Genomic DNA, 24,272 nt, shown 5'->3' with positions numbered 1-24,272 from the left:
GTCTTCTGCATGAATTATAATATAATACAATTGGTAACTTGCTCATATCTGCCTAGAAGGGCGAGGGTTATCTAACACCAGACTAACAAAATCGATCTTTAGGGTAAAAGAAAATTTTGAGGGTTTACTTTTAATGGCATCTCAGTTTCAGTATACTTTAATCCGCAACTCGACTGATGAGCAAACAGTTGTAACACTGGTGGCTCAGTGTTTTGGTGCTTCTCTTGAGGAATCACAAGACTACGTTAACAACCTTGGGAAAGAGAGTTTTCGTATTCTGTGCCAAGATCAAGAAGTTCTTGGCAGTTTAGGAATTTATCAGATGGGGCAATGGTATGAAGGGACTCGCGTACCTATGGCCGGAATTGCGGCAGTGGGAATTGCTCCCCAACATCGAGGTAGAGGAGTAGCATACGAACTGGTGCGGCAGATGGTGCTTGAACTCTATCAATTAAAAACCCCGATTTCTGTACTTTATCCGGCGACTCAAGTTTTATATCGAAAAGTCGGCTATGAACAGGGAGGAAGTTACTGTAATTGGGAATTACCCACAGCCGGGTTAAAATTGAATGATTTTGAGCTTCCGATATCGAGCGTTAGCCCCGCCAGCGACGAAATATTTAAAGATATTTATAGCCGGAAAGCCCAAGCTAACAACGGGAATTTGGATAGACATCAAGCTCTATGGCAAAATATTCTTAAGGCTCCCGAAAAAGAGCCAATTTATGCCTATCTGTTAGGGGACAAAAATCAACCCGAAGGTTACGCTATCTTTACCCAACATCGACATTCAGACCAATTTATCCTCTCCCTCAAAGATTGGGCAGTATTGACGGATAGAGCGGCTAAACGGTTTTGGTCATTTATTGCCGCCCATCGCTCTCAAATTACTCATGTACGCTGGCGAGGCGGCTTGCTTGAGCCATCTCTGCTATTGTTACCTGAACAAACTGCCAAGATCACTGATCGGATGCAATGGATGCTTCGCATCGTTGATTTACCCAATGCTCTCACCAAGCGAGGCTATCCACCAGCCCTAGAAGCTGAGTTACATTTGGAAGTAACCGATGATTTATTAGCGGCTAATAATGGTAGATTTTGTCTAAAAATCGCTCAAGGGCAAGCAGAAGTCAGCCCAGGGGGAAAGGGTGAGTTTCAAATAGACATTAGGGGTTTAGCTTCCCTTTACACGGGTTTCATGAGTGCTTATCAATTGCAACTGACTGGATATTTGAAGGCTACGCCAGCATCATTGGCCACAGCTAATCTAATTTTTAGTAGTTTTAATGTTTCGATGCCTGATTTCTTTTAAATAACTATGTCCAGGTACTTAATTAAGATCATTTCTATCTGAAATAACGGGGCTAATGAGTAGTGTTTTAGCTCGGTAAGCTACGCCACGATAAGAAAGATTCCTCTGAGGTAGTCCAGCTACGCTAATAGCACGACAATGGTTATAAGTTTGACCTCGATAAGTTAGCCCTAGTTTTGTATTAACTTTATAGACGTTGGTGTGGCTTGCAGGGTAGACTACGCCACGATAGGTTAATTGCATTGGAGAATCCTCTGAGTTTTTTTGAGCTTACTAAGGGATTCACTTTTGATTTTTAAAATTCCGCAAAAAAACAAAAAAAACCCTGCACACAGGGCAGGTGCAGAGAACGAACTTAAGAGGCAAGCTGATTATTGTTGATAGACCCATCAACGAGCTAAACTTTTTCCATAGTTGACTAAACCTGCACCAATGTAACGAGCATAACCATCTAGACGGTCTTGTTGAGCAACGCGGCTAGGATTATTAAACATATCTGCTACCCCCATGCTCATTAACATTACTGTTGTAGCAGCAATAATATAGTTGCGGATCAGTTGATTGTTGGTGTTGGGGGTAGTGTTTAACATTTCCGTTGCCTCTGTTGACTCTCGACATCTACAAGAATATCTGTAGGGCAAAAGGGATGTCAGTCCCAAATTTATTGGAATTATGGGCTTTTGAGTAGCTCACCTTTTTCCCTAAAAGTGGAAATAAGTGGAATCAAATTATTCATGTTGCAAAAATCCTGTTTGGATAAGGCTTTGTGCCGCTTCCCTAAAAAATTCGCCTAAATTTCTGAGAGGGTTTCTGAGAAGATCGCCCCAAGTTTTGGTCAGTAGAGAGGTTGTAGGCAACTTCTCTACTGGAATTGGATCTTTAGGATCAAAAGGTGTAAACCTTTCCCCAAAACTAAATTCCTATATTAGGAGTCTAGTTTTTGACATCTTCTTTCTTGACTAGATGAGCATCGAGGAACCACAAGCGCTTGTCAATCTCGCGGGAAACTTCGGTATATAGATCAGATGTATCTGCATCACCTAAATCCGCAGTGGTAGCAATGGCTTCACGTAAATGAGCGGCATAAGCCCCATAACGGTCGGCTAAAGCGGCAACATGGTCAGCCCCATCTACAATATCAAAGGGATATTCTGGCAGAATAGAATTAGCCGCCGCTATGCGAGCCGTTCCTAAAGCCGTTCCGCCTAATGCGGTAGCTCGTTCGGCTACTAGGTCAATAAAGCCTTCTAATTCTCCGGCTAATTCGTCAAATAGCTCATGCAATTGATAAAAATCTAACCCTTTAACATTCCAATGGGCATACTTGACTTGGGTTTTAAGGTCTAAAGAGGCAGCCAGTGTTTGATTGAGTAGATCAACAACTTGAGTGCGAATGTCAGCCGCTAAATCAATACGTGTTGGATAAAAACGGCCTGTTTTGCTTTTAGGTCCAATAGTAGCTGTCATAAGGGTTACTCCAAAATATCAAGTTAATAAAAGCTATTGTTTTGTTATTGTCGCTGAATCGTTTTCCCTTTTCTTCCTCCTTTAGGGTTAACCAAACAGAGCAATATTTATTGGAGATGAGAGAACAAAAAACTCGATCAAAGCAGGTGGTGGGCCGATACCTACCCTAGAGCTTGATTAATGGGTTTTGAGATATTCTTCTAACGCTTCTGAGCCGCCGATCAGGTTACCCCCGATGAAAACTTGAGGAACGGTTTTTGCGCCGCTAACAGCCGTTAAGGTACGAGTGGTAACCGTTTTACTTAAGGGGATCTCTTCGTATTCTAGTCCCCGTTCTTGGAGCATTTTCTTGGCGCGAGCGCAGTAAGGACAACCAACTTTTGTAAATAGGGTAATGGAGGGGTTTTTCTTGGCGTTGGGGTTGATGTAGTTGAGCATGGTGTCAGCATCCGATACCTTAAAGGGATCGCCGGGTTCTTCTGGCTCAATAAACATCTTTTCGATCACTTTATCTTTGACTAGCATCGAATAACGCCAGGAACGTTTGCCAAAACCGAGGTCTGATTTATCTACTAGCATTCCCATTCCTTCGGTAAATTCGGCGTTACCATCGGGAATCAGCGTAATATTGTTAGCATTTAAGTCTTTTGCCCATTCATTCATCACAAAGGTGTCATTCACAGAAATGCAGATAATATCATCTACGCCATTTTCTTTGAAGACTGCGGCTAAATCATTGTATCCAGGTAAGTGAGTCGATGAACAGGTGGGAGTAAAAGCCCCCGGAAGGGAAAACACCACTACAGTTTTGCCGGCAAATAGGTCATCAGTAGTTTTGTCTACCCATTGTTCGTTAACACGCAGACGGAATTTTGCATCGGGAACTTTTTGACCTTCGCGGTTTTGTAGCATTCTGTTAACTCCTTTGTTTTTAACTCGTAGTCATTCCGAGTTTGTATAAATAAAGTGTACTCATAATGACTATGAGTTGTCAAGGGGAAAAAGGGAAAATAAAATCTAGGTTAAAGGGCGCACGATATAAAGACCATCTATCCTGAGAAGGGAGTGTGGGAAGAGGAAAGAGATGGGGAAGGGTAGGAAGAGATTTTATTTTATAATTGAAGTTACAAATTTTTATCTGAAAATAATTTTAATAAAGCAGTTAAGAGACTGTTGATCAATTAAATCTTAAGCCGCCTTGCAAGCCATAAGATGGTCATCTCTGTTGATGATCAAGTGAGAGACTTATTTTCACAAGCCGCCATTTGTGTGAAAGAATTGAAAATTATTATCTCGATCAATCCCACTCTGGAAGAGGAAAACGCCATCGCCTGGCTAGAAGAAAGCCCGTTAACAGAAATTAACCAGAATTTGGGAACTTTTTAGCAGAGGTATATATAATGACTGTAGCAACTTAACTAAACTTAACCAACTAAAACAGAGTCGATGACAGAACGGGTACAAAAAATTTTATCCCAATGGGGGATTGCCTCCCGCCGACAAGCTGAGAAATTAATATTGGCTGGTCGGGTGCGTCTCAATGGCAATATAGCCTCTCTTGGAGACAAAGCCGATCCCCATCAAGATTTATTAGAAGTGGATGGTACAATTATACAGCCCGTTAATCGTCCTCGACCTATTTATATTTTGCTGAACAAACCTCTAGGAGTTGTTTCAACTTGTCACGATCCTCAAAATCGTCCTACTGTGCTTGAGTTGCTACCGGCAACCTTAAATCAAGGAACAGGCATTCATCCGGTTGGCAGATTAGACATTAACTCCACAGGTGCATTAGTGTTAACCAATGATGGAGAACTGACCCTAAGCTTGACACATCCTCGTTACCATCTGCCAAAAACCTATCAAGTCTGGATAGATGGTAATCCAGGTGAACAGATCTTACAACAATGGCGCGAAGGTGTTATGCTAATGGGCAAAAAGACTCAACCCGCCCAAGTCAAAGTGGTAAAGCGTCATCATCAGCAAACTCAATTGCAAGTAGTTATAACGGAGGGCAAAAACCGTCAAATCCGTCGAATAGTACAGCTATTGGGCTTTAATGTCCTCAAACTCCATCGCACTGCTATAGGTTTGATTCAATTGAATCCTGCCAATGAACCAAGTTTAGCTAGTGGTGATTACCGCTTTTTAAAAACATTTGAAATAGATTATCTCAGAAATCACGTTAATTTAGCAATCGGGACAGAAGCGGCGCTTTATGTTTAGGAAAAAGCCTAAAATTAACCCTCGTGATGAACAACTAGCCAAACTGCAAGAAATTGGCTCTAAACTTCATCAAATTCGCACTGAACAAGACATTTCTTTAGAAACAGTGACGAAACAAACTCGTATCCCTAAGCGCTTGTTAAAAGCCATAGAAGCCGGCGACCTTGAGGGTTTGCCAGAACCGATTTATGTACGAGGGTTAATTAAGCGATTCGCTGATTTTTTAGGTTTAGAAGGAACTCCCATCGCTAGAAGTTTTCCGGTTTATTTGACGAGTATACCGAGTCGAGGGTCTTTTTATTTACGTTTACCTGGCTTACAGCTACGCCCTATACATCTCTATTTTTTGTATATTTTATTAGTTATATTTTCGGTTAGAGGAATTTCTCATATTCTTAAGCAATCTGCCTTAGAAGTGAGTCGCCAAGAAAATCCATCTCACCCTCAACAACAGCAACCGAGTCCTCATCAGGTCCCCCCGTCTGCTACAGCGAATAACCCCTCAGATAGGCCAGTAGTCGTTAATCTTAAATTGAAGGAAGAGTGTTGGCTAAAAGTGGTGGTGGATGGCAAAACCGAATTTGAGGGTATGCTTCCACAAGGAACTCATCGAACCTGGATAGCTAACAAACAATTAACAGTTCGTGCAGGTAATGCCGGAGGCGTATTAATTACCTTTAATGAGGATCAGCCGCGACAGTTGGGAAAACCTGGACAAATGCAAGAAATTACCTTTAATGCTAAACCTAGTTTGTAATCTAACTGCTGGCTCTCTTAGAGCGGTTTCCTTCCTCAAATTTTACTGTATAGACAAAGAAAAAGTGCGTAGATATTATTGGCTATCGTTCTTTAAGATTTTGTGAAAGATCGATAGTCTTTTTTTATTAAGGTATTAATAACAATAAAATAAAATTTTTCATCGATGACTTAACTACCATTGATCGTTTTTCCATCTATAGCTAACCATCACCTCTGGGAGGAGAATGCTCGACAAGATTGTTCCCAATCTATTTATAAGCTGCTAAACTAACATCAATCACCAATATTGTCCAACTCTTAAGTACACTGAAAAACAATGAAAAAAGCTATTTTAGTCGGCTATATTAAAGATAAAATCGCTGTGGCTCAAAGAGAGCCGTTTACTGAAAATAAAAAAATTTTAATAAAGCAACTCAATTTAAGTGTCCAACAGTTTACCGCAGCAACCTTTACTGAAATTGGTCAAATTTGTGAAGCTAATAGTTCAGATATTGTTTTTTTGCTTCCATCTTGGCAGGAAAGTCTCACTGAAGAAAAATTAACTAAAGCTGAGAAAATAGTTGCTAAATTAAGACAAGATAGTCCAGAAAGAAAATTAATTTTTATTGATCCCTTCGCTCAGGCTAGTACCAATTATTTTTCATTACTGCCCTATGTAGACTATTTTTTGAAGCGTCAGTGTTATCAAAATTTAGAGAATTACAAAAATGATTATATAGGTGGTTCAATGTTAACGGATTTTATGGCTAAAGAATGGAAATATGATTTTGGTGAATGGTTTGTAGGTTCAAAAGTTTCTGAGAGCGATATAGACAAAATAATTCCCGGCTGGAATCTGGGTACGGCTAAAAAATTTCAGAAAGATCTATTTCACAAACCTTTATTTGGGTTTAATAAGCCAAGTAAAAAAATTGATATTTTTGCTCGTCTTTCTTTGGGAAATAAACAGAATGATTGGTATAGTCAATCCCGTATCAAAGCACTAAAAGCTCTTGAACCGTTAAAGTTTCAGTATAAGGTCGTCGCTAATGAAACATCGGGTAATAAGCTTGTATCTCCTCGTCAGTATCTCCAAGAAATCAAGAGTAGTCGCCTTGTTTTTAGTCCATTTGGATGGGGAGAAACTTGTTGGCGAGATTTTGAGGCTGTATGCTATGGGTGTTTATTGATTAAACCTTCAATGGCTCATCTTAATACTAAACCTAATATTTTTATTGATTATGAAACCTATGTGCCAGTCTCGTGGGATTTTTCGGATTTAGAAGAGAAATGCAGCTATTATTTAAGCCATCCTGATGAAACCGAGAAAATTATTGAGAATGCTCGACAAGTTTATATGGCTTATTTTAAAAACCAAGAGTTTGTACAGACGATTCAATCTATAATCTGAATTTTTTAATTTAAATAAATAACTAAGAATTAAGAAAGGTTGGCTTTTCTTAATTCTTAATTGAGTCTAATCAGCTTAAACTGTCTCTAGAATTAATTTAGAACGTTTGATTTTTTCGGGGATAGCAATAGGATAATCACCCGTAAAACAAGCCGAACAAAAACTCTGAGGATCTTCGCCGGTTGCTTTTAACATCCCTTCCCAACTCAAATAATTTAAAGTATCAACACCAATTTGCTTGGCGATCTCTTCAGTAGATTTAGTAGCGGCAATTAACTGTTCTTGAGAATCCGTATCAATACCATAGAAACAAGGATGAGTCACAGGCGGCGAAGAAATTTTCATGTGAACTTCCTTTGCGCCTGCATCTCGCAGTGCTTTAACAATTTTGCGGCTTGTGGTTCCTCTGACAATGGAATCATCTACAATAATAATCCGTTTGCCTTGAAGGACATCTTTAAGGGGATTTAACTTCATTTTTATCCCCGACTCTCTCATATGTTGAGTAGGTTGAATAAAGGTCCGTCCCACATAGCGGTTTTTAATTAAGCCCTCTCCATATGCAATTCCTGAGACTTGAGAATAACCGATCGCCGCAGGCACGCCAGAATCCGGTACACCCATCACCAAATCCGCCTCTACATAGGATTCTCTTGCCAGTTGATGACCTAATCTAACCCGATAAGTGTATAAAGTCTCATCGTGCATAATACTGTCAGGGCGGGCAAAATAAATCATCTCAAAAATACATAATTTTCTGGCTGGTTTTTCTGCCCAATGAACAGAGGATAAACCTTCTTCAGTGATCCAGACCATTTCTCCGGGTTCCACATCCCGTAAATATTCAGCCCCAATAATATCTAAACCACAGGTTTCTGAAGCTAACACATAACGCATTGGGTTTTCATTTAAAGTACCAATGACTAAAGGACGAACGCCATTAGGGTCTCGGACTCCCATCATACCTTGAGGAGTTCCAATCACTAAACTGTAAGCCCCAGAACACTTTTTAAAAGCACCGATAGCGGCATCTAGCCAATCTTTCCCCTCATCAACTTGTTGAGCGATCGCCACAGCAATCATTTCCGAGTCAGTGGTGGTGATAAAATCACATCCATGTCTCTCTAATTCTTGTCGCAGGTCGATCGTATTGACTAAATTACCATTATGTGCTAATGCAAGATGACCGAGACGGGTATTAATAACAGCAGGTTGAGCATTAACTTTATGGCTAGAGCCAGTAGTGGAATAGCGAGTATGCCCGACAGCTAAATATCCAGGTAACTCATTTAAACTCGTCTCTTTAAACACTTGAGAGACTAAACCCATGTCTTTGTGACAATAGATAGTGTCTTTGTCAAAAGTGGCGATGCCGGCAGATTCTTGACCTCGGTGTTGTAAAGCATACAATCCAAAATAGGCTAGTTTAGCCACTTCTTCTTCAGGGGCATAAAGTCCAAAAACCCCACAGGCTTCTTCGGGTTTATCGGGTAATTCTAGATTACGCTTATGTTGTTGTGTAGGTTGCTCCTCAGAGTATGGAGATGGCTTGGCAATCATTCTATGCTTTGGCTCCTGATCCCGACAGTCAATTAGGTTAATCGTCCACTTCTAGACTAATCTATTTAGGCAAAGTTAACATAGGTTAACTTTTTTTTAACAAAAAATCATTATTAGTCATCAGTCAATAGTGAGCAGTCCATCGTCATCAGTGAGTGACCATCGGTTAACAGTGTTAAAAGTTAATTATGAAAGGCTATCAGGGTCTTCTCCTAATTCTCTCAACCTGGCTACTAAACGCTCTGCTCGCTGTTGTGCGGCTTCTTCAGCCCATAGCCGTAAGTTTTCTGGTTGGTCATAAAATCTTAACCAAAAACAAGTTTTTTTATCGATGGTGTCTTCCCATGTCCCCACCCAACAGAAAAGTGCTTGACTCCATAACCTGATATCTTGCACCAACTGATTTTAGGTTTAGACAGGGTGTAGGGGTTCCCACCAATCTTCGAAATCACCCGGATTTGGGAAAATCTGAGCTTGTGGGATTTCTGTAATGAAATAGGATTTAATCAAACTTACGTATTAATTCTAATTGTAGGGCAAGGATTTTCTATTTTACACTAAGGATAACATGATTTTAACTCCCTGCGAACTCTCTATGATCTTTTAATAACATGAATGCGGATGAATATATTTTACAACTGCCTAATCTTGATTTAAAAAATAAAGAATTATTGCCTGCTTATTCAGGTATTTATTATGTTGTTGATGAAACCGGTTTAGTTTGGTATGTTGGTCAAGCCAAAAATATTAATAAACGTTGGGCAGGAAAAACTCATCATCGGTTACATCAATTAGCGGCGCAAAAAAAGAAATCATTTCGTATCTATTATGAATTGGTGGCTACAGGCTTTTTGGATGAAGCAGAAAAACAACGGATTGAAAAATATAACCCGCACTTAAATGGAAGTAAGGTAAAGACTAAAAAAGTTCGTCCAGCCGAGACATTATTACGGGAAACTTTAGCGGCTATCTCAGATTTTGCTTTTATTCTGGGTATAGAACCCCCTCGTCAAAATGATCCTTTGTATGTGCAAAAATGTATTGATTTTAGGCAAGACTGGAGGGTACGTAAAAAAATTTTACCTTTAAGTGTCATTCATATAGGTATTAACCTAGCAGATATGGATGAAGTAACAGAGGACTGGCAAGCAAAAGAAGCTTTTCTGCGTAATATTTTTCAACCTCGTAAATCCTATGCCAATAAATGGGAGAGTTCATCAGGTTTCAGATTTTATTTGACTGGTCGAAGATTAGTTGTTAATGGCTATGCTATAGAGGTTTGTACTGTCAATAAAAATGTAACTGAATTGATCACAACTTATCACTCACAAACTTTAACAGGCATAGCATTTAAAGCGATAGACAATGATTCGTTAGAAATTTTGAAGCAAAACTGCTGTAAAACCGAGGGGGATTTATATATACCCGCAAACTTTAGCGGCGAATTTGTTAAACTTAACCATCAATCTTTACAACGAATCCTCCCTTATGAAACTGATCCTATTAAAGTAGTATTTAATGAATCTATAGATGTAAAAGGAGGAAAATTTTTATTACAACAAATAGCTCAAGATTTTAAGACAGGTAAACGAGGAATAGGAAGCCGTAGTAATAAAACCGATATCTCTAGTTTATTAACGGCAAGAGGGATTGATATAACGCGCTATAGCAAGCTGATGTACACTGGCAATCTACAAACAGAAAGAATTTATATATATGTCAAATGCTTTGCAGGAGATTTACGCGAACCTTTAGGTAAAAAAGACATTAATTTGTCGACAGAGCAAGGAGATAAAAAAACGTCAGTCCCTATTAGCAATATGATCCAAGGAAGTAAAGGATTAAGGGGTCAAAATTTTAATCATGATAATTTACCCTACAAATATATTTACATAAGAGCAACAGTAGATCGTCTAGCGTGGCTATTATTTGAACCCTATCTATCAGACTTTGCTAAAGTGGAACTCAGTGAAAACGAGGGATATATAAACAAAGTTTATATTTCTGCTAAAAAATTTATCGTGCCTGCAAAAATAAACATTGAAATAGATAACAACAGCAGTATTTCTATCCCATTTGGGCCTAAAGACGGGATGAAATATGAAGAAGCCATACAACTCATTCGGGAACGACTTCAAAATAGCGGCATAGCCAACTTAAAAACAACATTTACTCGTGAATCAATCAAAACTTAAGTCAGCAATCTTAATGCTAGATAGTGGGCAAAGTCAGCCAAACCTTAAAAACTTAATACAAAAACATTAGCGACCTTACCCACCCTACAGATAACCTCTTTGTGCTTTTTTTGCTCCTCTGCGTCTGGAGCGCGAAACAAAAACTAACTCACTAAACGCCGCTCAATAGCAGTCGCCCAAAAATCAGTCATTTCATCAACACTCAAATCAATTAAATCATTAATCTTTAACCGATCTCCCTCATCTCCAACAACGCCAATTTCTTGCCACTGATCACCTAAAATATCCCGTAAATAATCCTCCCAAACTCTTTTAAAATCCGGCTTAACCGAAACCACAATGCGACTAGCCGACTCTCCAAATAACCACTCATCGAGCCTCAAATTATCCGCAAAAGAAACTTGTATTTGTGCCCCTCGTTTACCGCTAATAGAACACTCAGCTAAAGTTACCGCTAACCCCCCTTCAGCGCAATCATGGGCACTATTAACCCAACCTTGACGAATCCCATAACGACAAGATTGTTGAACCCGTTTTTCTAACTCAAAATCCACTTGTGGCGGCTTCCCTGCAACAACACCATGAACAGCCGCCAAATATTCAGAAGCCCCAAGAGTCGGTAAACAATCCCCCAATAAATAAATAATATCCCCATTAGCTTGCCAGCCTTGGCCACAAACACGAGTAATATCTGGGATTAATCCCACCATACCGATAACTGGGGTAGGATAAATGGGTTGAGGGTTCCCTTGAGAATCTAGAGTTTCATTGTATAGAGACACATTTCCCCCTGTCACCGGTGTATTCATTTCCTGACAAGCTTCAGCGATACCCCGACAAGCTTCTGCCAATTGCCAATAACCGATCGCATTTTCAGGACTGCCAAAATTGAGATTATCGGTAACCGCCAAAGGTTCAGCCCCGACACAGCTTAAATTCCGTGCGGCTTCAGCCACAGCCAATGCGGCTCCTTGGTAGGGACCTAAATAGACATAGCGGCTATTACAATCAGTCGTAGCGGCTACACCGATCTTAGAATCTACGGGTTTAGCGTCGATAGGGCGAATGCGAATGACAGCCGCATCTCCTCCCCCAGGTAAAATCAAAGTATTATTCTGTACCTGATGGTCATATTGGCGATATACCCAACGCTTAGAGGCAATACTGGGGGTATCTAACAGGTGTAACAAAATCTCATTCCAAGTGCTAAATTTACCCTTAATTTCTATGCCAGTAGGGTTAGGGTTGGGGAGAGTATCTACTGACCATTGCCAAGCTTTTTGGGCATATTCAGGCGCTTGTGAGAGCAGTTCTCGATGATAGATGGGGGTATCATCGGCCAAGGCGGTAGCGGGAATTTCGGCGGCTATTTCTCCTTGAAATAAAATTCTCACGATCGGATCGGCGATCACCTCTCCGGCCACCACCGCGTGCAGTCCCCAACGCTCAAAAATTTCGATTAATTCTTTTTCTCGTCCCTTTTGTGCCACAAATAGCATTCTTTCCTGGGATTCTGAGAGGAGGTATTCATAGGGAACCATGCCGCTTTCTCGCACAGGGATTTGATCGAGGTCTAGTACGATTCCCACCCCACCTTTAGCGGCCATTTCCGAAGTGGAACAGGTAATACCGGCAGCGCCCATATCCTGAGCGGCTACCACTGCACCGGTTTTAAAAGCTTCCAAACAAGCTTCTATTAAAGATTTTTCTAAGAAAGGATCGCCCACTTGTACGGCCGGGCGATCATCCATAGATTGATCGGTTAATTCTGCACTGGCAAAACTTGCGCCGCCCATCCCATCGCGTCCTGTGGTAGAACCGACATATAAAACCGGATTTCCGATGCCTGAAGCCCCAGATTTAACAATTTCAGGGGTTTCCATCAATCCCAGGGCCATCGCATTGACTAGGGGGTTGCCGCTATAAGCATTATCAAAATACACTTCACCCCCTACAGTGGGGACTCCGACACAATTTCCGTAGTGGGCTATACCTTCTACTACGCCGGCAAATAATCTTCTTGTGCGAACATTATCCAGACTTCCGAAGCGAAGAGAATTTAAACTGGCGATCGGACGCGCTCCCATCGTAAAAATATCTCTGAGGATACCTCCTACACCTGTAGCGGCTCCTTGAAAAGGTTCTATGGCTGAAGGATGGTTATGGGATTCAATTTTAAAGGCTAATCTTAATCCGTTTCCTAAATCTACCACACCGGCATTTTCCCCTGGCCCAACGAGAATGCGTTCACCTTGGGTAGGAAACTGTTTTAGCAGTGGTCGAGAATTTTTATAACAGCAATGTTCTGACCACATGACTCCAAACATCCCTAGTTCAGCTTTGTTGGGATGGCGGCCTAGGCGTTTAACTATTTCTGTGTATTCTTCGGGTTTGAGTCCTTCGGCGGCAATTTCTTGAGAGGAAAAAGGGCTAGACATAAGTTTCCAGGGTGGCGGGACAGAGATCATCTTAGCAACTTTTTTTAACACAGGTAAGAGAATTCATTGATTTTTTTCGCCCTTGATAATTTATTGAGGAATTCGGGCAACCTATTAATAAGATTGAGCGGCTGCTGTCAAGTGGTCGTGGTTTCATACTTATCAATCAGCCATTCGGTATTTTTACTGAAATTTTGAAAAAGGCCGTTCTTTTGGGAATAGAGGATATGCGAATTCTAATTTATTCTTATAACTACTACCCTGAACCTATTGGTATCGCTCCTTTAATGACGGAATTAGCAGAAGGTTTAGTGAAACGAGGTCATGAAGTTAGAGTGATCACAGCCATGCCTTGGTATCCTGAAAGTGAAATTTATCCGGATTATCGAGGAAAATTATATGCTACAGAAAAACGTAATGGGGTCATCATTCAAAGATGTTTTGTTTGGATCGGTCGGCGACGGAGCTTGATTAATCGTATTTTATTTGAACTGAGCTTTGTGCTGTTGAGCTTTTTTCAAGCTTTAATGGGACGGCGGCCTGACGTGATTTTTTTAACGATACCCGGGTTACCGGTTTGTGTGCCGGCAGCAATTTTAGGATGGATCTATCAAGTTCCTGTCGTTTTAAATCTGCAAGATATTCTGCCCGATGCCGCTATTCATGTCGGCTTACTTAGCAATAAAAAAATGATTAGTATTTTTAAGAAATTAGAACGTTTTGCTTATTCTAGTGCCGATCTAATTTGTGTTATTGCTGATGGATTTACCCAAAATTTACTAAGCAAAGGAGTTGCTCCTGAAAAAATTGTAGAAATCTCTAATTGGGTTGATATTAATTTTGTTAAACCTTTAGAAAAAAGACAAAATTATTTTCGGCTTGAGAATAATTTACAAGACAAATTTGTCGTTCTATATTCGGGAAACATTGCTCTCACTCAACCCCTAGAAACTTTAATTGATGCGGCTTATTGGCTTCAAGATATTAAGGATATTGTGATTGTTATTGTCGGAAAAGAAGAGGCTTTAGAATGGCTAGACGCTCATCGACAAAGTCGAAAAGTCAATAATGTTGTGCTGCGCCCTTTTCAGCCTCGCCATAAATTGCCAGAAATGTTAGCCGCCGCCGATGTTAGTATTGTCATCCAAAAACATAACGTTATTTCTTTTAATATGCCTTCTAAAATTCAAGTTTTACTCGCTAGTGGTCGTGCTATTATCGCTTCAGTTCCCTCCAATGGAACAGCCGCCAAAGCCATTAAAGATAGTGGAGGAGGAATCGTGGTTCCTCCGGAAGATTCAAAAGCTTTAGCTGAAGCCATACGAGAATTATATGAGCATCGAGACAAGTTAGAAACTTTTGGAGAAAAAGGAAGAATATATGCCGAGAAAAATTATGATTTTCAAATATCTTTATCTCGCTATGAACAAGTCTTTGGTGAAATGATCAGTTAAACCTTTAAGCAGTTTTTTCTTCTTTAACTAAGGTTAGACTGACCCACTCTCCTTTTTCATTATACCGTCGAATTAGCCTTTGTCGGCGAGTGGGAGCAATTAACCATCCTACTTCTAAAACAAAACTGTGTCCGAGTTTAATTTCTAGAGGACAGTTAGAAGAAGCTCCATCAGGTAAAAGCAAAATTTGTACAGGCAGGTTACTCTGATCAAATAATAATCTTGAACCGTCAATGATAGCACTAGAACTCATGGTCCGTCTTTGATCGCCCTTTCCCCAAGTAAGCTGTTGTAAAATACGATTATCTGTTGTACGCTCAATTAATAGCTCAGTAGGAAAAGGTTCAGAGGAATACCAATCAGGGGAAATAGTAATTGCCTCTCCCACCCATTTTCCTAATAATTGTTCGAGGGTTAAATCCGGTTTTTCAGGTGGATAAGTTCCCGCTAATTTTTCGCGAATTAAAGTTAATTGATTGAATTTTCCCTGAGTATTAAAAAGCTGTACTAAACGTAAGCGGCGATCCTGATCAATTAAACTTAATTCAGCCCCAAAATCCGAAAAAGGTGACCACTGCATTGAACCTTGAGAAAAAGCCCCCGTTTCACAAAAAAGAAGACTTCGACTTAAAGAGGTAAATTCGAGTTTTAATTCATGGGGCGGCTGATTGGGGGGAAAGCGTTGCAGGACTAAACGAACTGTACTATTATTGTTAAATCCTTCTAAAGTTAGAATGCTCTTGACATCTTCTCTCACTTCACCCAGGGGAGATAAAGAAGTAAATGAACCTTGCCATTGACCAAGATTTTTGAGAAAATAATCCCATTGAGAAGTCATAACTAAAACCCAGTAGAAGTTAGCGCAATTATTAGGTAGATTATATTTTAAGAAACCTACCGACTCAAGGCTCTGTGCGGCTGAAGGGTTGGGAAAAGCGCAACAAATGAAGCCTCAGCAACCCGGCCTAGGCTCGCAGCCAAGATCGCGAGTCGTTCATGTTAAAATAATAAAAGTTATCTTAAAAGTTCCTTGGGCTAGGACGATCAATGATTAAAGAGCAAAAATTGGGGCGGTTGCGTCGGGTAAAGCATAATCTCAGAGTGATCAGGCTCCCAAATCTCTAAAAAAACGCTACATCGAGATCACCATTAGGAATTGATGACAAAGGTAAACAGAAAAGCTTGTTCGCTAACCTTTTTCCTCTTGCCGTTAAGCGCTATCTGTAGCCAATAGTCATAAAATTGATCAGACAAACAACGATTCAGACAATAGATTTAGATGACAGTCTAGAGTTAACTAAACCTTCTAAAATAGAAAAGTTGAGTTAGGAGAGGTAATGGGAAAAATTCGACTAATGCACGCCAAGCTGCATCGGGTACGAGTAACAGAGGCAAATGTGGATTATATTGGCAGTATTACCATTGATCAGCAACTATTAGATCAAGTAGGGATATTTCCTCTGGAAGAAGTAGATATTGTGAACCTCAACAATGGGAAACGCTTTTCTACCTATGTGTTTCCTGGAGAACCTGGAGCCGGAGAAGTTTGTCCCAATGGAGGAGCCGCTTTACTGTGTCAACCGGGAGATCTTTTGATTATTTATGCTTATGAAGAACGCGATCGCGCTGAAGTTTTGCGTTCAGGACATCACGCTCATGTGATCGTAGCGGATGAAAAAAATCATATTAAGCAATTGTTTCATCAAACCCTGATCCCAACAGAAGACGGGAAACGAGTCACTTTTGATAATAGCGAAATTGTCTTGAATGGTCACTCGTTAATCTGAGTTGAGCCATTTTAGGATGTAGCTCCCCTCTCGCGGCAAAAGTCATTTAAATTATCTTTATAAGAGTTTTATTAGGAAATATGGTTAAAGAAAACACGCTATGGGAAAAGCTGCTCAAACCCTTGTCGGGTTTCCTCGTTAATGAGCAAGAGTTACAACACCTGAGAAACGCCATCCACTGGGAACAAGAAATAGAGTGCTTATCAAAACCTGAGATCGTTTATCCCCCATACTACAACAATCAAAACCTTCAGGGCATTGCAGAGGGATATTTGACGGTAGAAGCGGCCATTACCTACGATGCGGTTGTGCGTTACCTTCTTCTCCCTAATGAAACCTGGTTACGTACTGAGGCGATCGATATTATAGGAGGACAACCCCGTAATATTTTAGATTTGGGGTGTGGTACCGGTTCCACAACCTTGATATTAAAGCAGAGGTTTCCTGATGCTCAAGTAATGGGAATAGATTTATCTCCTTATATGTTGGCTATGGCAAAATATAAAGCGGCTACTGCCGGCTTAAACATCCTCTGGCAACAAGGAAACGCTCAAAAAACCGGTTTTCCCTCGGCTTCGTTGGATGTGGTAACGGCTTCGTTATTGTTTCATGAAATTCCCCCTACCATCGCCCAATGGATTTTAAAAGAATGTTTTCGTCTATTAGTACCTGGAGGACAAGTGATCATTTTCGATGGGAATCAAAATATTCTCAAGACACCCGGGTTGATGGAAATTTTTGAAAAACCTTTCATAGAAGCTTATGCGATGGAGAGTGTAGATACTTGGATGGAGGATGCCGGCTTTGAAGGGATACAAACTAAAGATGTGTGGATGACTCACCAAGTTACCCGAGGAATAAAACCCTTAACCGTTACTGATAAAAACCAAGAAACTGTGGAACAAAGGGAAATTTTTGACGCTATTCCTGCATTTTAAGAGGGAACAGGAAAAAGACTAAGGACTAATCACTAATCACTAATCAATGCTAAAAGTAATCCTCTTTGACTTTAACGGTGTCATCATTAACGATGAAGCGATTCATCTAGACTTAATCGAGGAAATTTTGCTAGGGGAAAATTTGCGTCCTTCTCTGGCAGAATTTCAACAGATATGTTTAGGAAGAAGTGATCGTGCCTGTTTACGAGATATTCTTGCCCGTCGAGGACGAGTGATATCTGATGAGTATTTGAATAAATTAATTGAATCAAAAGCGCAAAAGTATCGACAACGGTTAGAAAAATTCAGCGAGTTACCTATTTATCCAGAAATAAAAGGTTTTCTCCCGAAACTACAAGACAAAGGCTTAAAAATTGGTTTAGTAACTGGGGCATTACGTTCTGAGGTGAATTTAGTCTTAGAACGGGCAGAAATTGCCCATTATTTTAGTGTGATTGTAGCTGGTGATGAGATTAAGGCCAGTAAACCTCAACCTGATGGCTATTTGTTAGCAGTTGAACGGTTTAATCGTTTAGATTTTAACTTACAATTACAGCCTTCAGAATGTTTAGTCATTGAGGATACACCAGCCGGAATTCAAGCCGCCAAAAAAGCCGGTATGCAGGTAGTAGGAATTGCCAATACCTACCCTTTTCATTTTATGCAACGAATGGCCAATTGGGCCATCGACTATTTAGCGGATTTGGAATTAGAACGAGTAGAGGAAATCTTGGCCTAAAAAATCCCATTAATCATGGTATGTTCAAATTTTTATATCTTAATGTTCAAATTTTTATATCTTAAAAGGTGCAGGTATAGGAATAAAACTCGGCTAGATTTGTGTTAAAATCTCAAGAACAGTAAAATAGCCGAATATAGCGAAACTTTACTCAATTTTAATCTAACTTCATATGACTAATGAATAATGAGTCCTCAAGTATTCCTCTGGCTCGTCAAATACGCCTTTTAGCCAAATCACCTCCCGAAAAATCTCTAGCCATCTTGTTTGAAACTTTACATTCAGAAGATCAAGCCATATCAGCTTGGTCAGCTTGGAGTTTAGCTCAAATTGGAACAGAAACAGTTATAGATAAGTTGTTTAATTTATTGTCTCATTCAGAAGCATCTCCGAGAATCTGGGCCATCTGGAGTTTAGGACAAATTCATCAAGCTTATGCCATTGAAAAATTGATGTTAGCTTTAGAACATCAAGATTCTGAAATTCGTTCGCGTGCTGCGGTTTCACTGGGAAAACAAAAAGTCTCAGCCGCACTTCCCTTTCTAGAAAAATTACTGGTCGAAGATAGTGATTATTCTGTCAGAGGACAAGCGGCTATCGCGCTAGGATTTTTAGGAGGAGATAAAGCTATTGAATTATTACAGAGGATATTAGACGATCCTGAAATTTATGTTCATACTCAAGCGACTTATAGTTTAGGAGCAATTAAAGACCCAAAAGCCACTGAAGCATTAATTAAAGCCTTAACCCATCATTATCCAGATGTTCGCCGGCTCGCGGTTTCTATGTTAGGAGAACGAGAATTAGAGGATGTGGTAGAGCCTATAATTCATACTCTTAATGATTCTCAGTATTTTGTTAGGCTGAAAGCGGTTGAAGCGTTAGGACGAATGGCGACAAAAGCAGCCATAAAAGGGCTTAAAATAGCGGCTCATGACTCAGATGAATATGTTCGAGAAGAAGCCAATAAACAATTAGAGCAGCTTAAAAGAAAGCTTAACTTTAGCTATTTACAGAGTTTTTCAAGCCACTCTAAACCTCTTTTAACAGAGATCCCTCTATTAGGGATTTTTTCGGACCTAGAAGTTAAAAATTATGTCTACTCTTCTGCCTTTGGGAAATCTAGAAAATATTTGATTTCTATTAATAACCCCGGTTTGGCTCCTCCTATTACTTATCAGCTAATTCCTGAGCAACTCAGGCTAGAGTTCCACGACCTAGAAACCCCTAAGCATGATTTGAGCTACCGTTTACCTTCTGAAGAAGATATTTTAAAGGTGATTGATTTTGCCTCTAAAATTATTCCGATTCAGGGAGATTTATTGGTTCATTGTTGTCGAGGAATTACTCGTTCTTCGGCTGTGGCTTTGACAGTTATCACTTATTTATTAGGAGAGGATAGAGAAACGGAGGCTTTAGATGTGGTTTTAGCGGCTTGTCCCCAAGCTTTGCCTAATTTATGGATCGTGGAATTAGCCGATAATATTTTAAATAGAAAAGGTAAATTAATAGATGTTGTTGAAAATTATCGAAATCGTAATCAGTCTTTCTAATTATTTTTCACAATTACATTTATTTGTATTGTTAATTAAGGCTTTACAACCTTTATTATTTTGATACTCAAGAATTGCTTGAGTCGATTTTTTTTTACATCTTTGAGCTTCTCTTTCTTTTTGAATTAGAGAATAACAAAGTCTTCTTGCTGTTTCTCTATCTATGAGGATATTGTAGTGTAAATGCTGAACAAATAAACAATAGCCTTCTTTAGTTTGCTCTTTTAAAATATTTAGTAGTTTTAATTCTTCATCGGTAATCCAAACAAAATCTATATCTTGATTTCTCGGATTTCTCCCTGAACTTATAGCGGCTATAACACCATAAAAAGCTTCATCTGAATCAATATACCAAAGACTACATAAATCTTCTTTAAAGACTTTATCAGCTACTTGGTTAACTCGTTCTTCTAAATTACTACTTTGTGGATTCCAATGACTTTTTTTATCGATTTTTCTGACATAGACAGGTGATTTTATTCCAAAATCCGCTAGAGTGGGGAGCATTTTAATTAATTAATTTTAATCTAAATCACTAATTGCTTCTTCAGCATAACGACGGATATATTCATCAGGTTCTTGATCAGATGTAAATGGTTTTAAATGCTTAATTATTGCTTCAGAATTAATTTCTCCTTCCAGAATTCTGAAAGCATCAATAATTGCGGCTTTTACTGTTCGATTTGAGTGCTGGACAAATAAATTAATCAAACGCTCTTTTTTCTTAGTAGAAATTTTTTGCGAACAAGCAATTGCTGTAATTAAAATTTCTAAGTCATCTTCATATTTTTTAATTGCCAATGGATTACTAATTAATTCTCTACGAATTTTATCAACAGTTTGGCTTAAAACTTTTGTCGAACATTCTGCCAATAGTGCAGTTGCCCCATCATAAGCTTCTTTTATTCCTCTAGCTGTACCCAACTGTAAAACAGCAAATACTTCATCTACAGATTTAATATTTCGAGCATAATTTTTACTTAACTTTACTCTTTCATAAGGACTATAGGCAAAGTATTCTTTAATTAACAATACAGATTGACTGTCTAAGTATCCGGCAGATGCTAATGATAAATCTCTTTGTTCAGGCTTGATTTTTTCAGCATTATTCGGTCTTTTAAATTCCTGTAATGACCTAGCACTTGATGATTTAGATGAAGATACTGATGGAAATTTAGCATAACCAGATTTCAGATCAGCCGGTTTGTATTGGCCTACTAAATAATAACCAGATGTCCATCTATCCTTGGGTTCTTTTATTTCTTTAGTTTTCAAATTATCCGGTAAAATAACACTTGAATTACTCATAATACATTCCCCATTTTTCTTGAACTGTATCTTGAGTTAAATTTAAAAAACATTCTAAAATGTATTCATGGGCTGATTTAAACCAAGTTTCTAGATCGAATTCTATTATTCCTTCACTACTGGCTTGTAAGATAAATAAAACTATATCAACTTCATTTTCATCATTTTCATCATCTTCACTTTTTATTTTGGTAAGTTGCTGAATCAAAACTTCTAATACACCTAAATCATTAGGCATTTTAAAAGAGAGCTTGCTTTGAAAGACTTCAGGAAATTTAAAATTTTTATTTAATTTTTTACTGAGAAAACTAAAAACATCAGAATAGTTATTTGAATCAAGCCATCCTGAATTTTGATCAATGAGATTTACATAATGAATTCTATAATTTAAATCTTGTACTAATTGATAGTCAAGCTTATTTGGGTTCAAGTTCGTCCACCATTCACGAAATAATTGCCATTCTTGCTCAAATTCTTCAAAAAGCGTTTCAAAATTAGAATATTGAATTTGATTAGTTTTTTTCCAGTTATAAGCAAAACCATTGTTTTGTAAATGAATAGCTTTACTTGTATTTTCAGACATAAAAATCACTCTTCGGAGCGGAGGTAAAGATGATTCTTCATTTTCATCAAAAATAGGATATTCATCAAAAGTTTCGGGAAATCGATCTTTAATCGTTTCCCAATATAAACCAAAGTGAACTGATGAAAAATCAACCAGTTCTTGAAATTCAACAGCGAAAGCAACTTGTTGTAAAGGCGGCTTAGTAAACTTAACCTTGCTCATTTTTATTAGCTAATCTTTAAATCCAACAAAACTTAAAATCCCTTCAATCCATCGGCCTACATCTTTAAGAGATATTTTCAGCAGAGAGAAAACCCCTATAGTAATTAACGTAAATCCGATTAAAAAATTCTCCTTATACAAATACAAGCCCACAATCACAATAAAATAAGGAGAAAGGATGCCGCTAAGTTTATCAATGACGGTTACCACTTCAGGAACTGGTTCTTGGGGGCGACTAATAACCGATTCTGGAAATAAGTCTAAATCATTTTGCGGTTGAATGTCTAAATCTAAGCGGGTTTCCGGAGATAACATTCCTTCCGATAATTCAGAACTTTCCGAGAAATTTTCTTCTTTTGGTTTTCTTCCAAACATTTTCACCTCTACTATAAAACTAATCACCAATGACTAATGACTAATCTCTATGGTAACCAAAAATCGGGCAAGAAATTCTGCACCCAATTTCGTACATTTGTATTGATTGAACGCATCAGTTGAATATGGGGTTCATCGGGTTCTACAGGAATAATATTAGCCTTATTGCCGATACCAAACTGTTCAATCACTAAATTAGCCGCTTCTAACCCAGTAACATAAGCTTTCTCTTGGGACCACGAACCATGAGAGGTAATGATCCAATCTCCACTCATATACAGGTTAGGGATGCTAGTTTTCCCTTTCAGGAGATATTGATAACTGCCGGGTGCAAAATGAGTGACTCCCTGGCGAACTCGAATCACACTATAGTCTATAACTTTCGCATAGCCAAACTCATTGACACAAGTGGTTAGGTCTTTGTGGACTTTAGCAATAATTTGTTCATCTGTCATGGCTAATAACTGGTTAGCATGATAAAAGTCCGCTTCTATAACGCTTGCGGGTTCATCTTTATACTCATCATGCAGGGTATTAAGGTCAAAAAAGGTCCATCCTGTGGTCGGATCAAACCCAAAACAGGCGTTAGAGGGTAAGGGAACATCCACTTTACGATCAAACCATAAACGAGTGGCTAAAACATCGATTCCCCCCAAATTCGTTAAATCCCGAAATTCGGCATAATTCTGCAAGACTTTACTGCTGGAGACAATTTTTTTCATCCCACTCACACTCACCGCAAAAATCACCCCATCTGCCTCAAAAACTTCCTCACCACAGACAACACCTGATGCTTTACCGGTTTCATCCAAGAGGAGATCATCGACTCGTTTATTCGTGAGTACCTTTCCCCCAACCTTTTCAATTTGTTCTATCCAAGGTTGAAAAATCATCTCGCCTACCGTTCCCCGACACCAAACCACATCAAAATCCGGTTGATGTGCCAAGATGAAATAGTAAAGCATTCCGAGGGTGGCGGCGGCGCTACATTGTTCTCCGGGTGCAAATAACCCCACTAATAACATTGGTTCAAAAGCATCTTTATACAGTCTTGCCGATACACCAAACTGTTTAAATAACTCTCTAGCGGTCACTTTGTCATAACGCCGCCACGCTTGAGGAGAATTATCAAAATCAATTAGTGAATAGAGAAGGGGTAAAGCGGAGAGTCGATCGATAAAGGGTAAGCGTCTAAAGCGGGGATAGAGAAACGTTCCTAATGGGGTAGGGAGTCGGGGTTCATTTTGAAAGATGGGTGAGTCTACTTCTAAACCCGCCGGCGAATATTGAGAGGAACGGGTAAAGGGCGTAAACGGATCAAGATTTAATTGTTTAACTAGACTGAATATGTTTTGATAGGGATACCAAAAGCCATGTATACCCCCTTCTACGGACCTGCCGCCTGGGGTTTTCCAACCGGCCACCAACCCCCCAGGATAAGGGGCCGCTTCTAGGAGGGTGACTCGATACCCTTGTTTAGCGAGGTGGTAGGTAGCGGCTAAACCGGCCCATCCGGCACCGACAATAACGATTTTTTTAGCTTCTGACATCCTTATTCTTTAATAGGTTATTTCAATAAACGAACCAGGGCTGACAATTTGAATCCCATGATAGGATTTAAGGGTGAGTAGATGTTCAGTATCCCAAATTATACCAATTCTCCATGAAGCTACATCTAAAATATACAAAGCTGAATTACTTAAATTTAAAAGTTGATTATTTATGGAGATATTATGCTATGATGCTGATGCGTTTATAAATCAACAAGCTTATTTAATTTAAAATAGGTTGCCAAAACCATTCAATAACTTGTTCTGAACACTAGACAAGTCCAGCCAAAATCGCAAAATCCGACAATTATTCAACAACATTAACCCGCCTAGCCAAACATAATTAAACTGAACTGAATTTGGGTTGTTCCTCTTGCCAGAGATGTCTCAATTGAGTAATTCTTTCTTTGACTTAATGGGATAGTCTCTTATTG

24 protein-coding genes are annotated in these 24,272 nt (G+C 39.2%); 11 read left to right on the top strand and 13 right to left on the bottom strand.

Translation table 11 applies throughout. The features are described from left to right. Positions 1-133: 133 nt before the first annotated feature. Positions 134-1,312, top strand: a complete 1,179-nt coding sequence (locus CYAN7822_RS09145; RefSeq protein ID WP_013321965.1) for a GNAT family N-acetyltransferase — start codon at positions 134-136, stop codon at positions 1,310-1,312. Positions 1,313-1,330: 18 nt separating this feature from the next. On the opposite strand, the gene CYAN7822_RS35605 is transcribed toward CYAN7822_RS09145, so the two are convergent. The 4 genes from CYAN7822_RS35605 to CYAN7822_RS09130 form a co-directional block, all read right to left on the bottom strand. Continuing rightward, a complete protein-coding gene (locus CYAN7822_RS35605) occupies positions 1,331-1,555 on the bottom strand; it encodes a DUF4278 domain-containing protein (protein ID WP_013321964.1) in 225 nt (74 codons plus the stop codon). Between the two features lie 146 nt (positions 1,556-1,701). Further along, on the bottom strand, positions 1,702-1,902 hold the full coding sequence (locus tag CYAN7822_RS09140) for a hypothetical protein (RefSeq protein WP_013321963.1): 201 nt from the start codon (positions 1,900-1,902) through the stop codon (positions 1,702-1,704). A gap of 343 nt (positions 1,903-2,245) precedes the next feature. Further along, entirely contained in the window at positions 2,246-2,779 is a 534-nt protein-coding gene (gene dps, locus CYAN7822_RS09135; RefSeq protein ID WP_013321962.1) for a DNA starvation/stationary phase protection protein Dps, read from the bottom strand. Between the two features lie 177 nt (positions 2,780-2,956). Then, complete coding sequence (locus tag CYAN7822_RS09130; RefSeq protein WP_013321961.1) at positions 2,957-3,691, bottom strand: glutathione peroxidase; 735 nt, start codon at positions 3,689-3,691, stop codon at positions 2,957-2,959. 300 nt (positions 3,692-3,991) lie between these two features. Here CYAN7822_RS09130 and CYAN7822_RS37565 point away from each other — a divergent pair, with 300 nt between their 5' ends. The 4 genes from CYAN7822_RS37565 (at position 3,992) to CYAN7822_RS09110 (ending at position 7,154) form a co-directional block, all read left to right on the top strand. Next, positions 3,992-4,165 (top strand): hypothetical protein, encoded by a 174-nt coding sequence (locus CYAN7822_RS37565; protein WP_013321960.1) that lies wholly within the window; start codon positions 3,992-3,994, stop codon positions 4,163-4,165. A gap of 60 nt (positions 4,166-4,225) precedes the next feature. After that, on the top strand, positions 4,226-5,005 hold the full coding sequence (locus CYAN7822_RS09120) for a pseudouridine synthase (protein WP_013321959.1): 780 nt from the start codon (positions 4,226-4,228) through the stop codon (positions 5,003-5,005). Next, the gene (locus CYAN7822_RS09115; protein WP_013321958.1) at positions 4,998-5,762 is read left to right on the top strand and encodes a helix-turn-helix domain-containing protein; all 765 of its coding nucleotides are present in this window, start codon (positions 4,998-5,000) and stop codon (positions 5,760-5,762) included. Before CYAN7822_RS09120 ends, CYAN7822_RS09115 begins: the two co-directional genes overlap by 8 nt. 318 nt (positions 5,763-6,080) lie before the next feature. Beyond that, complete coding sequence (locus CYAN7822_RS09110) at positions 6,081-7,154, top strand: glycosyltransferase (protein WP_013321957.1); 1,074 nt, start codon at positions 6,081-6,083, stop codon at positions 7,152-7,154. Positions 7,155-7,229: 75 nt separating this feature from the next. On the opposite strand, the gene purF is transcribed toward CYAN7822_RS09110, so the two are convergent. Both purF and CYAN7822_RS09100 read right to left on the bottom strand, forming a co-directional pair. Then, positions 7,230-8,714, bottom strand: coding sequence for an amidophosphoribosyltransferase (purF, locus tag CYAN7822_RS09105; RefSeq protein ID WP_013321956.1), 1,485 nt, complete (start codon positions 8,712-8,714; stop codon positions 7,230-7,232). A 186-nt stretch (positions 8,715-8,900) separates the two neighbouring features. Then, entirely contained in the window at positions 8,901-9,110 is a 210-nt protein-coding gene (locus tag CYAN7822_RS09100; RefSeq protein ID WP_041933185.1) for a hypothetical protein, read from the bottom strand. A 215-nt stretch (positions 9,111-9,325) separates the two neighbouring features. Here CYAN7822_RS09100 and CYAN7822_RS09095 point away from each other — a divergent pair, with 215 nt between their 5' ends. Then, the gene (locus tag CYAN7822_RS09095; protein ID WP_013321955.1) at positions 9,326-10,909 is read left to right on the top strand and encodes a GIY-YIG nuclease family protein; all 1,584 of its coding nucleotides are present in this window, start codon (positions 9,326-9,328) and stop codon (positions 10,907-10,909) included. Positions 10,910-11,052: 143 nt separating this feature from the next. On the opposite strand, the gene purL is transcribed toward CYAN7822_RS09095, so the two are convergent. Next, positions 11,053-13,347: a phosphoribosylformylglycinamidine synthase subunit PurL gene (gene purL, locus CYAN7822_RS09090; RefSeq protein ID WP_013321954.1), complete on the bottom strand. Its 2,295-nt coding sequence runs from the start codon at positions 13,345-13,347 to the stop codon at positions 11,053-11,055. 227 nt (positions 13,348-13,574) lie between these two features. Here purL and CYAN7822_RS09085 point away from each other — a divergent pair, with 227 nt between their 5' ends. Further along, positions 13,575-14,801, top strand: a complete 1,227-nt coding sequence (locus CYAN7822_RS09085) for a glycosyltransferase family 4 protein (protein ID WP_013321953.1) — start codon at positions 13,575-13,577, stop codon at positions 14,799-14,801. A gap of 4 nt (positions 14,802-14,805) precedes the next feature. Here CYAN7822_RS09085 and CYAN7822_RS09080 read toward each other — a convergent pair whose 3' ends face one another. Then, on the bottom strand, positions 14,806-15,639 hold the full coding sequence (locus CYAN7822_RS09080; RefSeq protein WP_013321952.1) for a DUF3598 family protein: 834 nt from the start codon (positions 15,637-15,639) through the stop codon (positions 14,806-14,808). Between the two features lie 499 nt (positions 15,640-16,138). Here CYAN7822_RS09080 and panD point away from each other — a divergent pair, with 499 nt between their 5' ends. The 4 genes from panD (at position 16,139) to CYAN7822_RS09060 (ending at position 19,818) form a co-directional block, all read left to right on the top strand. Further along, positions 16,139-16,588 (top strand): aspartate 1-decarboxylase, encoded by a 450-nt coding sequence (gene panD, locus CYAN7822_RS09075; protein ID WP_013321951.1) that lies wholly within the window; start codon positions 16,139-16,141, stop codon positions 16,586-16,588. 80 nt (positions 16,589-16,668) lie between these two features. Continuing rightward, positions 16,669-17,526 (top strand): class I SAM-dependent methyltransferase, encoded by an 858-nt coding sequence (locus CYAN7822_RS09070; protein WP_013321950.1) that lies wholly within the window; start codon positions 16,669-16,671, stop codon positions 17,524-17,526. A gap of 46 nt (positions 17,527-17,572) precedes the next feature. Continuing rightward, positions 17,573-18,265, top strand: a complete 693-nt coding sequence (locus tag CYAN7822_RS09065) for an HAD family hydrolase (protein ID WP_013321949.1) — start codon at positions 17,573-17,575, stop codon at positions 18,263-18,265. 179 nt (positions 18,266-18,444) lie between these two features. Beyond that, entirely contained in the window at positions 18,445-19,818 is a 1,374-nt protein-coding gene (locus CYAN7822_RS09060; RefSeq protein WP_013321948.1) for a HEAT repeat domain-containing protein, read from the top strand. Here the strand turns inward: CYAN7822_RS09060 and CYAN7822_RS09055 are convergent, their stop codons facing one another. The 5 genes from CYAN7822_RS09055 to CYAN7822_RS09035 are packed head-to-tail and all read right to left on the bottom strand — an operon-like array spanning position 19,819 to position 23,838. After that, positions 19,819-20,325: a hypothetical protein gene (locus tag CYAN7822_RS09055; RefSeq protein WP_013321947.1), complete on the bottom strand. Its 507-nt coding sequence runs from the start codon at positions 20,323-20,325 to the stop codon at positions 19,819-19,821. A gap of 15 nt (positions 20,326-20,340) precedes the next feature. Beyond that, positions 20,341-21,126, bottom strand: coding sequence for a hypothetical protein (locus tag CYAN7822_RS09050; protein WP_013321946.1), 786 nt, complete (start codon positions 21,124-21,126; stop codon positions 20,341-20,343). Next, the gene (locus CYAN7822_RS09045; RefSeq protein WP_013321945.1) at positions 21,119-21,913 is read right to left on the bottom strand and encodes a TIGR04255 family protein; all 795 of its coding nucleotides are present in this window, start codon (positions 21,911-21,913) and stop codon (positions 21,119-21,121) included. The genes CYAN7822_RS09050 and CYAN7822_RS09045 overlap by 8 nt, the downstream gene beginning before the upstream one ends. Before the next feature lie 9 nt (positions 21,914-21,922). After that, positions 21,923-22,288 carry a hypothetical protein gene (locus CYAN7822_RS09040; protein WP_013321944.1) on the bottom strand — a complete coding sequence of 122 codons (366 nt, stop codon included), beginning with the start codon at positions 22,286-22,288 and terminating at the stop codon, positions 21,923-21,925. A gap of 47 nt (positions 22,289-22,335) precedes the next feature. Further along, a complete protein-coding gene (locus CYAN7822_RS09035) occupies positions 22,336-23,838 on the bottom strand; it encodes a hydroxysqualene dehydroxylase (RefSeq protein WP_013321943.1) in 1,503 nt (500 codons plus the stop codon). Between the last annotated feature and the right edge of the window lie 434 nt (positions 23,839-24,272).

It is taken from the genome of Gloeothece verrucosa PCC 7822 (assembly GCF_000147335.1).
Taxonomy (GTDB): Bacteria; Cyanobacteriota; Cyanobacteriia; order Cyanobacteriales; family Microcystaceae; genus Gloeothece; species Gloeothece verrucosa.
The sequence above is the reverse complement of the archived record's forward strand: the minus strand, read 5'-3'. Positions and strand labels throughout refer to the sequence as shown.

What these genes read in the sequence shown, in the direction of transcription:
- CYAN7822_RS09145 (WP_013321965.1), top strand. Translation starts at nt 134, where the DNA reads ATGGCATCTCAGTTTCAGTATACTTTAATCCGCAACTCGACTGATGAG.
- CYAN7822_RS35605 (WP_013321964.1), bottom strand. Translation starts at nt 1,555, where the DNA reads ATGCAATTAACCTATCGTGGCGTAGTCTACCCTGCAAGCCACACCAAC.
- CYAN7822_RS09140 (WP_013321963.1), bottom strand. Translation starts at nt 1,902, where the DNA reads ATGTTAAACACTACCCCCAACACCAACAATCAACTGATCCGCAACTAT.
- dps (WP_013321962.1), bottom strand. Translation starts at nt 2,779, where the DNA reads ATGACAGCTACTATTGGACCTAAAAGCAAAACAGGCCGTTTTTATCCA.
- CYAN7822_RS09130 (WP_013321961.1), bottom strand. Translation starts at nt 3,691, where the DNA reads ATGCTACAAAACCGCGAAGGTCAAAAAGTTCCCGATGCAAAATTCCGT.
- CYAN7822_RS37565 (WP_013321960.1), top strand. Translation starts at nt 3,992, where the DNA reads ATGGTCATCTCTGTTGATGATCAAGTGAGAGACTTATTTTCACAAGCC.
- CYAN7822_RS09120 (WP_013321959.1), top strand. Translation starts at nt 4,226, where the DNA reads ATGACAGAACGGGTACAAAAAATTTTATCCCAATGGGGGATTGCCTCC.
- CYAN7822_RS09115 (WP_013321958.1), top strand. Translation starts at nt 4,998, where the DNA reads ATGTTTAGGAAAAAGCCTAAAATTAACCCTCGTGATGAACAACTAGCC.
- CYAN7822_RS09110 (WP_013321957.1), top strand. Translation starts at nt 6,081, where the DNA reads ATGAAAAAAGCTATTTTAGTCGGCTATATTAAAGATAAAATCGCTGTG.
- purF (WP_013321956.1), bottom strand. Translation starts at nt 8,714, where the DNA reads ATGATTGCCAAGCCATCTCCATACTCTGAGGAGCAACCTACACAACAA.
- CYAN7822_RS09095 (WP_013321955.1), top strand. Translation starts at nt 9,326, where the DNA reads ATGAATGCGGATGAATATATTTTACAACTGCCTAATCTTGATTTAAAA.
- purL (WP_013321954.1), bottom strand. Translation starts at nt 13,347, where the DNA reads ATGTCTAGCCCTTTTTCCTCTCAAGAAATTGCCGCCGAAGGACTCAAA.
- CYAN7822_RS09085 (WP_013321953.1), top strand. Translation starts at nt 13,575, where the DNA reads ATGCGAATTCTAATTTATTCTTATAACTACTACCCTGAACCTATTGGT.
- CYAN7822_RS09080 (WP_013321952.1), bottom strand. Translation starts at nt 15,639, where the DNA reads ATGACTTCTCAATGGGATTATTTTCTCAAAAATCTTGGTCAATGGCAA.
- panD (WP_013321951.1), top strand. Translation starts at nt 16,139, where the DNA reads ATGGGAAAAATTCGACTAATGCACGCCAAGCTGCATCGGGTACGAGTA.
- CYAN7822_RS09070 (WP_013321950.1), top strand. Translation starts at nt 16,669, where the DNA reads ATGGTTAAAGAAAACACGCTATGGGAAAAGCTGCTCAAACCCTTGTCG.
- CYAN7822_RS09065 (WP_013321949.1), top strand. Translation starts at nt 17,573, where the DNA reads ATGCTAAAAGTAATCCTCTTTGACTTTAACGGTGTCATCATTAACGAT.
- CYAN7822_RS09060 (WP_013321948.1), top strand. Translation starts at nt 18,445, where the DNA reads ATGAATAATGAGTCCTCAAGTATTCCTCTGGCTCGTCAAATACGCCTT.
- CYAN7822_RS09055 (WP_013321947.1), bottom strand. Translation starts at nt 20,325, where the DNA reads ATGCTCCCCACTCTAGCGGATTTTGGAATAAAATCACCTGTCTATGTC.
- CYAN7822_RS09050 (WP_013321946.1), bottom strand. Translation starts at nt 21,126, where the DNA reads ATGAGTAATTCAAGTGTTATTTTACCGGATAATTTGAAAACTAAAGAA.
- CYAN7822_RS09045 (WP_013321945.1), bottom strand. Translation starts at nt 21,913, where the DNA reads ATGAGCAAGGTTAAGTTTACTAAGCCGCCTTTACAACAAGTTGCTTTC.
- CYAN7822_RS09040 (WP_013321944.1), bottom strand. Translation starts at nt 22,288, where the DNA reads ATGTTTGGAAGAAAACCAAAAGAAGAAAATTTCTCGGAAAGTTCTGAA.
- CYAN7822_RS09035 (WP_013321943.1), bottom strand. Translation starts at nt 23,838, where the DNA reads ATGTCAGAAGCTAAAAAAATCGTTATTGTCGGTGCCGGATGGGCCGGT.